Origin of the sequence: Peribacillus sp. FSL K6-1552 (genome assembly GCF_038005205.1) — a bacterium.
Classification (GTDB): domain Bacteria; phylum Bacillota; class Bacilli; order Bacillales; family DSM-1321; genus Peribacillus; species Peribacillus butanolivorans.
The window spans coordinates 1,451,099-1,463,367 of record NZ_JBBOST010000001.1 but is presented as its reverse complement, the minus strand read 5'-3'; the positions used below and the strand labels follow the sequence as shown (position 1 = coordinate 1,463,367).

The following is a 12,269-nucleotide window of genomic DNA, read 5'->3' as shown; positions in this document are numbered from 1 at the left end:
CTTAAGTTAAAGATAATCCGAGTAATTCTATTTAGGACTCTTTTAAAATGTTGAACTACCCACCACTTATCGACCTTACGGTCTGATTGAAGTGGGGGATTCCTAAGAACATTAGCCTATCGGCCAATTTTTAATTAGGCTACTCCCGTAGTTCCTACGGTTAGAAGCCTTATGGCTTCATTCATTAGATTGAGTCCTGCGTTAATATCTCGATCGTGGTGAGTAGAACAAAAAGGACAATCCCATTCACGAAGATTCAGATGTTTAACGTCTTTATTTTGGTAACCGCAGCTAGAACACAATTGGCTAGAAGCAAACGTTTTAGATACGGTCACGATTTGTTTACCATACCATTTTGCTTTGTATTCCAACATTTTTTTGAATTGGTACCAAGATACTTCACAAATAGCTTTAGCTAGTTTGTGATTTTTCATCATATTCGACATTTGCAAGTCTTCCATTCCAATAACATCGTGGTTTTTGATGATTTCGGTGGAAACTTTATGTAAGTAATCCATTCGGGCATTTGAAATTTTTTCGTGTAGGATAGCCACTTTTCGTTTTTGTTTTTGATAGTTTTTAGCTTCAGCCAATGGTTTATTTTGATTCAAGGCTATTTCTTGTCGCCTTGAAAGAATCCGTTGTGCTTTGGCCAATTTCTTTTCGACCGTCCGGAAGAATTTTGGATTTTGATAGACCGTACCATCTGAAAGAATAGCAAAGTTCTTCAAACCAACATCTACACCGCACGAACGATTATTTTTAGGAAGTACTTGTACATTGGTTTCCGCTAAAACGGAAATGAAATATTTACCCGAAGGGTTCCGCCTGATTGTGGCATTGATGATTCGCCCTTCGACTTCGCGGCTTTTAGCAAAACGAACTAGACCGAGTTTTGGCAATTTGATTTTGTTTCCAATCATTCCGATATTTCCATTCGTATGTTTAGTCGTGTAGGACTGGATAGGATTCTTTTTCGATTTGAAGCGTGGTGACTTGTTTTGCTTTTTATAATATCGACTATAGGAATCTGCTAAATTTTCCACCGATTTCTGTAAGGCAATACTGTCTACTTCTTTCAGGAAAGAATACTCTTTCTTTAAAGCTGGAAGTTCTTTGATTGTTGCGTATTTATTCAGAAAAGAACCTTTCCATTCATTAGAGGGTAATTGGCCGTTCTGCTTCATTTCTTCACAAATATACCAGTAGGCATCTTTCTCCTTTTGTTTGCCTAAAAAGAAGTTAAAGACAAAACGGGAGCAGCCGATCGTTTTATTGATTAGAACTAGTTGTTCTTTAGTTGGATAGATTCGAAATTTATAAGCTTTGTTTACGACCATTGGTTTCACCCCCTTATAGTTATTATTAACTATCGAACATATGTTTGTGAAAAAATAACTTTGGCTTATGCCAACCGCCATTCATTTCCCCCTTACGCTCTCGCCCTTCACACGCTTGAAGAGGGAGTCTTCTGGCTGGAAATGATAAAGTGGGGATTCAAATTGTTTTGCACGATATTAACCTGTACACAGCAGTCTATCAATATTAAGGTGTATGACGAGAAGTCATCTAAAGTTTATGAGAAAGAAGGAGAACTAGCCTTATCCACCACAAATAATGAATTAAAAATCACACGTGATTTTAGTAGAGAGATAGAAATTGACGGTTTAGAAACAGGAGGACTTTAATAAAAAAGGCATTATGGTTGATATTTCACTCTCAAAAAAGGACCCCATTTTTTTGGAGTCCTTTTTTCACATGTCATTTTCATAATACTACTAAATTACAAGGAGTATCACCTGCTAAGCCATCCATCAAGTTTTGTGCAGCAAGGCTTGCCATTTTCAATCTTGTCGCAATGCTGGCACTCCCGATATGCGGTAACGTAACCACATTTGGTAATGTTAGCAGCGGATGATCCAATGAAACTGGTTCTTCTTCAAATACATCTAATCCTGCCGCCCAAATTACTCGGTTTTTCAACGCCTGATATAATGCCTTTTCATCAACAATCCCACCTCTTGCCGTATTTATGAGTACAGCCGTCTCTTTCATTAAATCCAGCTGTTCTGCGCCAATCATATAAGTGGTTTCCGGAGTAAGCGGCAACATGACACAGACAAAATCCGAAACTTGGAGCAATTTTTCAAGGGGCTGATATTCAATTCCTAATTCTTTTTCCTGTTCATATTTACGGCTTCGATTAAAATAAACTAGATCCATATCAAAGCCCTTAGCTCTTTTAGCCAGTGCCTCACCAATCCTCCCTAACCCGATGATTCCCATCGTTGCACCGTGTACATCCTGCCCGGTCAGCTGCATAGGTGACCACGTTTCCCATTGTCCACTCTTTAAATAATCTTCTGCTTCTATCAGCCTTCTTGCCGTTGCAAGCAGCAAGCCAAAGGTTAAATCGGCTGTTGTTTCCGTTAAAACCCCCGGCGTGTTCGTGACCATGATGCCTCTTTTTATTGCACTATGTATATCAATATTGTTATAACCAACCGCCATATTGGCAATGATTTTTAGATTAACCGCCTTTTCAATCAGCGCCTCATCTATTTGTTCCGTCAACAAACAAAGCAGCCCATCAATTTCTTCTATTTCTTTTTCAAGCACATCTCTAGGAACCGGTATATCCTCTTGTTCCCACATCGTGACATGATAATTCCCTCTCAGCCTATTAACTATTTGTTCTGGCAATTTCCTTGTAATATAGATCTTAGGTTTCAAACTAGTCCCTCCTATACACTTTCTATTTTCTATAGAACGCTATCTCTCAACATACATTACATCTTCAGTTTTAGTTATAAAAAATACATGAATATGAAACCTCAACAGCCAAAATTAATTATAAGAATATTGGCTCAATTATCGGGATGCTTATTCAATTTTAAAATAAACAAGATAAATAAACCATCCATTACCAGTTATTTTCTCTATTAAAATCTTTTTCATTTGGAAGCTTCCGCTTGACAGTTTCATTTCATTCATCTCATCATAGATTAATAACCCTTTATAGCTCAATATTAGTAATATCACTATTTAGTTAATCTCAATTTGGGAGGATAGGCGACGTTCATGAAAACTAATACATTACTTGAAATTTATCCAATTATAGCTCCAAGTGCTTTATCATTGAAAAGCATAAACTTTTACTTAGTAAAACAGGATGAATCTTTAACATTAGTAGATGCTGGTATGAATGACGATGTTTGCTGGAATGCATTACAGAATACATTAAAGGAAAATGGTTTTACCATTAAGGATATTACAGAAATTTTGTTAACCCATCACCATGGAGACCATGTAGGTTTGGTTAACCGGATTACTGCACTCCACCCGATTCCTGTTTATGCCCATTCTAAATCCGTTCCTCGTTTAAAACGGGATCCTGACTTCTTAAGTATGAGAATTGAATTTTATAAACAGCTTTACCTTCAAATGGGCTGTGGTGAACTAGGTGATAAACAAGTCGCCTATTTATTCAATGCCGTTGATAATAATAAAGATCAAAGACTGAATTGTGACATCATTGAAATCACGGAAAAAAAATGGCTGAACTTTGAAGTAATCGAATTTCCCGGACATGCCCCAGATCAAATAGCCTTCCTTGACCAAAAAGAGAAACGGCTGCTTGCTGGTGATTTATTGATTGAACATATTTCAAGTAACGCCTTGGTTGAACCTGATGAAAACGGCAATAGAATGCTGACGCTTGTGGATCATATCGATTCATTAAAGCGGTGTTTATCATTACAGATTAATCTCATTTTACCAGGACATGGTAATATCATAGAACACCCCGGTTCTTTAATTGAAAAAAGACTCAACAGTATTGAGTCAAAATCACAAAAAATCTTGGCTTTAATAGAATCCGGAATTTCGACAGGTAATGAACTGGCGAAAACGTTTTACAAAGAAAAATATGTAAAAGAGTTCCCGCTTGTCATGTCAGAAATTATTGGTCATTTAGATTACTTAGAATATCAGGAAAAGATCAACAAGGAAATTATCAAAAATGTGGTTCATTATTACGTTAAGTAAAAATCAAAAAGGCTGAAATCCACAAAGATTTCAGCCTTTTTATCTTCCCAATTAAGCTTATACACATAAAACAATCTGTCTTGAAAAAATGCCTTTCTTGGCCACACATCGATCTGCAATTTCAAACCCGACTTCTTCAATCATGTGATCCATCGTATCAATGGTTACGACAACCACCTTGTCAGCAAAGCGTCTGGCATGTTTAAGGATTGAGAGTTGATCTTCCGGAGTCGCATGTGTATATAGATTGTAAGGCATATCAATAATCGCTACATCATAGTTTTTCGTAACATCTGAGATTGGCCCGGTTGTTACATCACCTTCGAGTCCGAAATAAGCAATATTCTCTCTCGATCCATCTGTCACAAGAGGATTGATATCGCGACCATCAATATCTATCCCCATTGATAGGGCTTCCACTAACACTGTCCCAATGCCGCAGCAAGGATCAATGGCTTTCACTCCATCTGGATGTGGAACCGCAATGTTAGCAATGGCTCTGGCTACTCTTGTGCTAAGTGCTGTTGAATACTCACGAGGCTTTTTCATATGATGTAACCAAACAGCTTCCGGTTTAACATATTTCCCGAAATACCAACGACCACCAAGTGGCACAATACCAAAGACCTGATCAGGGTTACGTACATCGGCATTTCCCTGAATGTGCCAGCCAATTTCCCGTTCAATTTCACGTTGTCCATCATAATCTATTTTTGCTTCTTTATCCAAATCATTAATTTTAACAAATAACACTTTAAATGTTGAATGTGGTAAGTGAATATTTTTTACCTGCTCAACAATTTCGGATATGCTTTCCCCTTCGTACATCACCTCGACCCGTCCTTTTATAAACGGACTTCTGCTCGGTTCAATTTCAATATTACTTTTCAAAATATTAACTGATGTTTCTAAACCGAAGAACGAGCGCATCTCCATATTACATAAAGAGCGTTCATCTGGGCTGCACGTAAAGGTATATATATATGCCGGCAAACGGCTATGATTATTCAATGTATTCCCATCCTTCATAATACTTTAGATTATATCTTTCTATCAAACATAGCTTTAAAAGATTAGAAATGCAAATAGAATCATGACGAAAAACAGCAGGAACGCTGTTCTTTCAGCGTACCTGCTGTTTTTAATAAAATTTAACCATTTACCTTCCTCCATCTAAAGCTAGAAAATATACGCAATATCTTACAACTTCGATTGGAAAAACAAGTGAATGTTAAACAAGTAATTAATCTAATGTATGCAATTGACTATTTATATAATTTGCCCGTGACTCTATGAAATTGAGGATGAAATCAGGTTCTTTATCGAAAATTTCAATATTATCCCTAATATATGGATCTTTCGGAACATACGGTCTGATTTGGTTATACATATCCTGAATAATAGGTTCCATATATCTTACGTTAAACTGATTGTTCATAATCTCTTTTAAAAGACGTTGATATATTCGACGAAATGTATCTATATCCAGAATTCTTGCAGTCAATGTATTAAAGCCTTTAATACCAACATAGTCCTCCTCCATCACCTTTCCATTTACATCTCTCCCCCATGTCGCATCATAATCCCACGGGATGATTTCAAATAGTCCAGTGTCTCCATTTCGGTACAAAGCATAATTGTGAACAAATCCATCAAAGTTTTGTGTGAAAATGACACCAGCCAGCCAGCGCAGATACTTTTCCACATCTACATATTTTACAATTTCCTTTTCAAAATCCACTCTTGGAATTGTATTAATATTGATAATTAATTCTTGTAAATATAATTCATCCTGAGCTGTCCCACATTTTTTTTGATAGCCCAATTCTAAAGATTGTTTAATTCCTTTGTCTAAATCACTCATTAACGAGAAATTAGCATCTCCATCAACTGCATAAAAAATAGATCCTTTAGGCAAGTTTCCATTCTTCAAATAATGTTCATCTACTGATTCTAATTCTAGGTATATCCCCTCGTCCTTCCCATTCAAATTCAGGAAAACAAATTGCGATCTTGGTGATAAAGTTCCTATATCTGCAAAAAAATCTAATGATAATTTATTTCTTAGTAATGATTTATCCTTATATTCAGCGTTTAAATGCACTTCTTTGGCATTTCGATAAGTATTTGGCTTGTAAAAGATTACATTATAGGACTTCTTCCGAAAATCTCGGATATGGGAGCCACGGTAAACGATATCAATATCGAGTTTTTTTCTGTTTATTGTTAACTTTGCACATACCGGATCATTGCACCAAATGTCTCTACGAAGTTCCATTAAATTTACAGGTGGAATAAAAAGCTGATATATAGGTATTTCCTTGTCAGCATTCATATAACCCTTCCCTTTCATTTTCATTTTAATTTATGAAAAAAAGCGAAGGATGCCACAAAAATAACTAATTTTTTTTAAAAGGTTTTGCGATAATCAATAGCACATTACGTACAAGCAACATAGTTTATTATGGAAAAGGAGGATAAATATATGTCAAATATTTTTCGTGATATACAAAATGCGGTGGATAGGGCTAATTCTTTTGGGTTAAGCGACTTCATGTATCAGGACCCTCGTTCAAGAGCCCGTTCTACGAGGAAAAAGAATAGAAAAAGGCGGAGTACTCGTCGTTCACCACGGCGCACCAGCAGAAATCGGGCCACATGTAGCATTCAACGGCGCACCAGCAGAAATCGGGCCACGTGTAGCATTCAACGACGTACCAGCAGGAACCGCTCTACTTGTAGCACTCAACGACGCACCAGCAGGAACCGTTCTACTTGCAGGTCTCATCGTCGCTCATGCTGGAGAAGGAGATGTACTTGCAATACTCAACTACGCTCTTGCTGGAGAAGGAGATCTACCTGCAGGACTGAACGACGTACTAGCAGAAATCGGTGTACCAGCAGAAATCGACGTACTAGCAGAAATCAGTGTACCAGCAGAAATCGGCGTACTAGCAGAAATCGGCGTACCAGCAGAAATCGGCGTACCAGCAGAAATCGGCGTTCTTCCAACAATCGGCGATGCCATAGAAGGCCTTCCATTTGCTTCCGAAATAATTGTAGATGGAACTTTTAAATGCATGAATATTTTGAGGAGAAATCTTTAGAAGAGGCAACTTCAGAACGTTGAAAATATTTTTAAAGAGGTGATACTTTTTTATCACCTCTATTGTTGATGGATTATGAAAAAAAATTACTAGCTTTTTTTAAACTACTAAAGAATCTTTCAAATCTCATGAACGATCACCCAATGTAGAAATCAGAATTACTACCATACGCATTAACGGCAATTCAACACATGCCCAATTAGGGGGCATGGACCACCTTCATTATTTTTGTACAATGAAAGTGCGTACCTTACAATGCAGTCAAAAAAGGATCCTACCGGCTTTAAGACCGGCACGATCCATTTTAATTCTTATTTAACGGAGACCAATTCGAACTGTGCAAATACATCCTTCAGCCCTGCTTGAATCGCTTGACCTGCCTTACCACGATAATACATTTGCACACGATCAATCAATTCTTCGATACCATCTTTAAGACAATAACCGCGAAGTAGTTGACGAATGTATTCCCTGCCATGTTCTGTAGCAAGGGTACAAGATGCATCAACAATAACACCATATTTAAAGTCCAATTCTACAGTGATTGTGATGGAATCATATACATTCCTCGCTGCCATACCTTGTGGAAGTTTTGCATGTCCTGCAATAAAATATGTGTTCATCATCTGATCTCCTCTGTCTGTAATTAATGTACGGAAACTTGCTCGAAGGGCCATGCAGGCAATTGCTTACGTAGTTCTTTATCTTGTCTGTAGCCTAGAGCGTATTCCCCCTGCATTACAGTATGAATTTCACGCGTTCCTTCGTAAATGACCGGAGCTTTTGAATTTCGTAGGAAACGTTCCACCGGATATTCATCCGAGTAGCCATAGGCACCATGGATTTGAACCGCATCATTCGCTGCTTCGTTCGCTGCATTACATGAAACCCACTTAGCAAGTGATGTTTCCTTGGTATTACGTTGGCCTTGGTTTTTTAATGTTCCAGCTTTAAAGACCAGCAATCTGGAAATCTCTAGATTCGCGCTCATCTTAGCAATCATCTGTTGAACAAGCTGATGCCTACCAATCTCTTTTCCAAATGTACTGCGCTCATGGCAATACTTTAAGCTTGCTTCTAGACTTGCCTCGATTAACCCTACAGCACCTGCAGCTACTGTAAAACGACCGCTGTCCAATGCTGACATGGAAATTTTAAAGCCCTCTCCCTCTTTACCAAGTCTATTCGCAATTGGAACCTTTACATCCGTTAAAAAGACTTCGCCTGTATTTCCTGCGCGAATTCCTAATTTTCCTTTAATGGCTTTGGATTCCACTCCCTCAAAAGTACGTTCTACAATAAAAGCAGTAATCCCTTTGGAGCCGAGATCATGATCCGTCTTAGCAAAAATGAGGAAATGATCCGCATAATCGCAGAGAGAAATCCAAGTTTTTGATCCATTCAAAATGTAATAATCCCCATCACGTTTAGCCGTTGATTTCATTGCTGCTACGTCAGACCCTGCATTCGGTTCAGTCAGTCCGAAAGCGCCAATCTTAGTTCCTTTTGCTTGCGGTACTAAATATTTTTGTTTTTGTTCTTCAGTTCCCCATTGCAATAAAGTCATGCTATTCAACCCTGTATGTACTGAAACTGCAGTGCGGTAAGCCGTATCACCACGCTCTAACTCTTCACAAACGATAGCGAGGGTATTATAATCCATTCCGACTCCACCATACTCTTCAGGGATACAAACACCCATCAGCTGCAATTCTGCCAGTCTCTTTAGAATATGAGGTTGAAACTGTCCTTGTCGATCCCACTCTTGAATGTATGGGATAATTTCCTTATCCACAAATTTCCTTACCACTTTTTTCACACTTTGCTGCTCTTCTGTTAATTCGAAATTCATCATCTTAATTCCTCCTAAATAATTTTATTTTGTTTAAATTTGATTATTTCGTCTGGTTTATACCCAATTCCAGCCAAAATCGAATCAGTATGCTCTCCATACAGCGGTGGATGCTTTCTCATCGTGACAGGTGTTTTCGAAAGTTTTAAGGGGGATCCTGTTACTCTCAGATTTTCAACAGTAGGATGCTCCATATTCACCAACATGTCTCTCGCTTTTATTTGGGGATCCTCTAACATCTCTGCGATAGTATTAATTGGGCCATTTGGAATCCCCGCGTCATCAAGCAGCATTTTCCACTCTTTTTTTGTCTTTCTTTTTAACAAATCTTCAACTATCGGTATTAATTCTTCCTTGTTAAGCAAACGATTTTCATTACGCTTAAACTGTTCCTGCTCAGCTAAATCCGGTCTTTCTAAAACATATGTGAATCGCCTGAACTGCTCATCATTTCCTACAGCCACGACTAACTCTCCATCGCTTGCATGAAAAGTTTGATAAGGCACAATATTCGGATGTTGATTTCCCATTCGCTCAGGAGTTATTCCATTGAATAAATAATTACTGGCAACATTTACTAACGAAGAAACCTGACAATCCATTAACGAAATATCAATTTCCTGTCCTTCCCCCGTTTTTTCCCTATGATATAAAGCTGATAAAATGCCTATACATGTATATAAACCAGTCAATATGTCAGCAATAGCAACGCCGACTTTCATGGGACTCCCATCCGTTTCTCCCGTGATGCTCATCAAACCACTCATCGCTTGAATGATATAATCATAGCCAGGTAAATCTTTATAAGGGCCGGTTAAACCAAATCCTGTGATCGAGGCCATAATCAATTGGGGGTTGAATTCCTTTAATTCCTCATAACCTATCCCCATTTTTTCCAAGGTACCTGTCTTAAAGTTTTGAACCACTATATCCCCCGAAGACACCAGCTTACGGAAAATCTCTTTCCCTTTTTCAGACTTTAAATTCAAAGTCATACTTTGCTTATTTCGATTGGCGCATAAATAGTAAGCGCTTTCTCCTTGGGCAAACGGTGGACCCCAGCCTCTCGTTTCGTCACCTGATTCATGATGCTCAATTTTAATTACATCCGCTCCCAAATCTCCAAGAATCATTGAACAAAACGGCCCCGCCAAAACACGGGATACATCGATAATCCGGACTCCATCCAAAGCTCCATTCATTTTATCACCCCTTTCTAACTGTCGGGATACACAAAAAGAGCCAGCAAAACCAACAATGTTATTACATTGAACGTTTCACTGACTCTTATCCATGGCTTGTCTTCCGGCAAAGGAAGATCGAGTGAACAAAGTCAATTTTATAAATTCTAAGTTTAAACCAAGCCGGCTTTGCAGCAAGGTAACTTGCCGTCATCGGTTTGGTAAATTAAGTATAAAACTATTAATTGAATTTTGCAATAATTTTGTTTATTTGTCTAGCAATCATAATTAACTTCTCATAGTTTAGCAGCTCCCGAAGTCATGGAAAATATTAATGTTTTTCCTTAAATATCAAGAGTAGACGCTTTACCACCCTCTTACATTATGATTATGCTCCATAACGTTCTTTTTGGATTTCTTCAAGAGACTTCCCTCGAGTTTCCGGTGACATAGTAAGACCAATGACTAAATGGATGATAAGGAACGCAATCATAATTAATCCCGCAATCTTGAATCCTAATGTCGTGATTAATAAGGCAATAACTAGAGAGAACAGTCCTACACCAATACGTGCAACGGAAAACATGAGACCTTGAGCCTTTGCACGATACTTTGTGTGGAACAGCTCACTTGACCATAAGGCATAAAATGATTGTGCACCAAAGCCTGCTGCAGTTCCCCATAGCAAGACAAACAACAACAGTTCTGTCCATCCCATTCCTCCAAAGGTTAATATGAGCCAGGCTACGATTCCCATTACAGCACCAATTCCAAAGAGAGCCTTCCTGTTTACTTTATCTCCCAATTTAATAAATACAAAATAAGTAGAGACAACAGTCAATAACCATAGTGTTCCTTGTAATAAGTTAGCTTGTGTAGAAGTTAGACCACCTACTGTTTCATATATATAAGGCATAAAGTACCCCATTACTCCAGCTACCAAATTCCAGAACCCATATATCCCGATTAAAAGGAATAAGGCTTTGCGGTTTTCTTTCACACTAAGTAATTCTTTAAGAGAAACGTCTGTAAGCTTGCCTTTCTTTTTAAGTTTGTTCTGTTTTTCTTTTTCTTCTTCCCAGATAGTCGATTCATTAATTTGTTGTTGCAATATCCATGTGACTAAAGCAATTACAAATAATTGAGCGAAAATTAATCGACTGCCTAATAACCCTAGTGGTGCCAAAGCAACAGATAGGAATAACGTGATAGCAGGCCCAATAGACCAAGCTAATTGGCCCCAGCCTACCCTTGCCGCCCTTTCTCCCTCTGGAGCTTCCTCAGCTATGTATGTCCAAGCTGCCGGAATCGCGGCACCGACAGCAATACCCGTCACTACATATCCTATAAGTAACATCGGGAAGTTAAACGAGAAAACAATCAGTAATACACCTAGCATATAGGCAATCAAATCATATTTATAGATGAATTTCCGTCCATATTTATCAACTAGGAAACCACCTAACAAGGCACCAACCGCAGCACCAAAACCATTCGCACTAAGTGCGCCCAAAAGTCCAAGTTTAAAATCATCGAGATCTAAATACTCCATCCAGAGTGTAAGCCCACCAGCACCCGCTACAATAGAACCGGCCTCTAAATAGTTAGACATCGCAACGGTAATGGTAGATTTTAAGCTTCCTTTTTTGCCTTTTTCGATATTAGCCATTGCATCCCCTACCCCTTTCATGTTAAACAAACCTTATGATTCCATATACAGAAACAGTTTGGACATGGAGATCAAGCTACCCTTACTTCAAGTGAAAAACTTCATTTAACTCTATGGATACTGGACTATTATTTGGATTAGTCTCCATTAAAAGTTCCATATAATCCCACCACTTTTTATTAATCGCCGTTTCAGGCATCTTACTCCATTTTTCTTCATCTTCTATTTCTAAATAAGCAAATAACTTCCCCGTTTCCTTTTCAAGAAAGATAGAATAATTGTGAGCTCCATGTGCCTTTAGCTCCGCTTCCATTTCAGGCCATAGTTTGTCATGGCGTTTTTTATATTCTTCATATTGATCTTTATAAACCGTCATGATGCTAGCTTTTCTAATCATGTAGATCCTCCCCGAT

General features: G+C 38.2%; 13 protein-coding genes and 1 pseudogene. 3 read left to right on the top strand and 11 right to left on the bottom strand.

From position 1 onward, the window contains the following. Positions 1-134 precede the first annotated feature (134 nt). On the bottom strand, positions 135-1,340 hold the full coding sequence (gene tnpB, locus NST21_RS07085) for an IS200/IS605 family element RNA-guided endonuclease TnpB (RefSeq protein WP_340888466.1): 1,206 nt from the start codon (positions 1,338-1,340) through the stop codon (positions 135-137). Between the two features lie 162 nt (positions 1,341-1,502). On the opposite strand from tnpB, the gene NST21_RS07080 reads away from it, so the two are divergent. Then, positions 1,503-1,688: a hypothetical protein gene (locus tag NST21_RS07080; protein WP_340888465.1), complete on the top strand. Its 186-nt coding sequence runs from the start codon at positions 1,503-1,505 to the stop codon at positions 1,686-1,688. A 79-nt stretch (positions 1,689-1,767) separates the two neighbouring features. On the opposite strand, the gene NST21_RS07075 is transcribed toward NST21_RS07080, so the two are convergent. After that, complete coding sequence (locus NST21_RS07075) at positions 1,768-2,733, bottom strand: 2-hydroxyacid dehydrogenase (RefSeq protein WP_340888464.1); 966 nt, start codon at positions 2,731-2,733, stop codon at positions 1,768-1,770. A 348-nt stretch (positions 2,734-3,081) separates the two neighbouring features. On the opposite strand from NST21_RS07075, the gene NST21_RS07070 reads away from it, so the two are divergent. Beyond that, complete coding sequence (locus NST21_RS07070) at positions 3,082-4,047, top strand: MBL fold metallo-hydrolase (protein WP_053345042.1); 966 nt, start codon at positions 3,082-3,084, stop codon at positions 4,045-4,047. A 57-nt stretch (positions 4,048-4,104) separates the two neighbouring features. On the opposite strand, the gene NST21_RS07065 is transcribed toward NST21_RS07070, so the two are convergent. Next, on the bottom strand, positions 4,105-5,058 hold the full coding sequence (locus tag NST21_RS07065; RefSeq protein ID WP_340888463.1) for a TRM11 family SAM-dependent methyltransferase: 954 nt from the start codon (positions 5,056-5,058) through the stop codon (positions 4,105-4,107). A gap of 232 nt (positions 5,059-5,290) precedes the next feature. Further along, entirely contained in the window at positions 5,291-6,382 is a 1,092-nt protein-coding gene (locus NST21_RS07060) for a CotH kinase family protein (protein WP_056528284.1), read from the bottom strand. Between the two features lie 129 nt (positions 6,383-6,511). Between NST21_RS07060 and NST21_RS28730 the strand changes: the two are divergent. Continuing rightward, positions 6,512-6,610, top strand: a pseudogene (locus NST21_RS28730) (CotG/ExsB N-terminal domain-containing protein); the annotation flags it as partial. Between the two features lie 63 nt (positions 6,611-6,673). On the opposite strand, the gene NST21_RS07055 reads toward NST21_RS28730, so the two are convergent. The 7 genes from NST21_RS07055 to rhaM form a co-directional block, all read right to left on the bottom strand. Continuing rightward, on the bottom strand, positions 6,674-6,835 hold the full coding sequence (locus NST21_RS07055) for a hypothetical protein (protein ID WP_162878784.1): 162 nt from the start codon (positions 6,833-6,835) through the stop codon (positions 6,674-6,676). A gap of 42 nt (positions 6,836-6,877) precedes the next feature. After that, positions 6,878-7,075 (bottom strand): hypothetical protein, encoded by a 198-nt coding sequence (locus NST21_RS07050; RefSeq protein WP_340888462.1) that lies wholly within the window; start codon positions 7,073-7,075, stop codon positions 6,878-6,880. A gap of 390 nt (positions 7,076-7,465) precedes the next feature. Beyond that, positions 7,466-7,777 (bottom strand): DUF3870 domain-containing protein, encoded by a 312-nt coding sequence (locus NST21_RS07045; RefSeq protein ID WP_340888461.1) that lies wholly within the window; start codon positions 7,775-7,777, stop codon positions 7,466-7,468. Positions 7,778-7,800: 23 nt separating this feature from the next. Then, positions 7,801-9,006, bottom strand: a complete 1,206-nt coding sequence (locus NST21_RS07040) for an acyl-CoA dehydrogenase family protein (RefSeq protein ID WP_340892470.1) — start codon at positions 9,004-9,006, stop codon at positions 7,801-7,803. A gap of 14 nt (positions 9,007-9,020) precedes the next feature. Further along, the gene (locus NST21_RS07035) at positions 9,021-10,208 is read right to left on the bottom strand and encodes a CaiB/BaiF CoA transferase family protein (protein WP_056528278.1); all 1,188 of its coding nucleotides are present in this window, start codon (positions 10,206-10,208) and stop codon (positions 9,021-9,023) included. A gap of 367 nt (positions 10,209-10,575) precedes the next feature. Beyond that, positions 10,576-11,856: an MFS transporter gene (locus tag NST21_RS07030; RefSeq protein ID WP_445670484.1), complete on the bottom strand. Its 1,281-nt coding sequence runs from the start codon at positions 11,854-11,856 to the stop codon at positions 10,576-10,578. Between the two features lie 82 nt (positions 11,857-11,938). Then, complete coding sequence (rhaM, locus tag NST21_RS07025) at positions 11,939-12,253, bottom strand: L-rhamnose mutarotase (protein WP_340888459.1); 315 nt, start codon at positions 12,251-12,253, stop codon at positions 11,939-11,941. Positions 12,254-12,269: the final 16 nt, after the last annotated feature.

Coding starts and splice junctions, on each gene's coding strand:
- tnpB (WP_340888466.1), bottom strand. CDS start 1,340: ATGGTCGTAAACAAAGCTTATAAATTTCGAATCTATCCAACTAAAGAA.
- NST21_RS07070 (WP_053345042.1), top strand. CDS start 3,082: ATGAAAACTAATACATTACTTGAAATTTATCCAATTATAGCTCCAAGT.
- NST21_RS07060 (WP_056528284.1), bottom strand. CDS start 6,382: ATGAATGCTGACAAGGAAATACCTATATATCAGCTTTTTATTCCACCT.
- NST21_RS07055 (WP_162878784.1), bottom strand. CDS start 6,835: ATGAGACCTGCAAGTAGAACGGTTCCTGCTGGTGCGTCGTTGAGTGCT.
- NST21_RS07050 (WP_340888462.1), bottom strand. CDS start 7,075: ATGGCATCGCCGATTGTTGGAAGAACGCCGATTTCTGCTGGTACGCCG.
- NST21_RS07045 (WP_340888461.1), bottom strand. CDS start 7,777: ATGAACACATATTTTATTGCAGGACATGCAAAACTTCCACAAGGTATG.
- NST21_RS07040 (WP_340892470.1), bottom strand. CDS start 9,006: ATGAATTTCGAATTAACAGAAGAGCAGCAAAGTGTGAAAAAAGTGGTA.
- NST21_RS07035 (WP_056528278.1), bottom strand. CDS start 10,208: ATGAATGGAGCTTTGGATGGAGTCCGGATTATCGATGTATCCCGTGTT.
- NST21_RS07030 (WP_445670484.1), bottom strand. CDS start 11,856: ATGGCTAATATCGAAAAAGGCAAAAAAGGAAGCTTAAAATCTACCATT.
- rhaM (WP_340888459.1), bottom strand. CDS start 12,253: ATGATTAGAAAAGCTAGCATCATGACGGTTTATAAAGATCAATATGAA.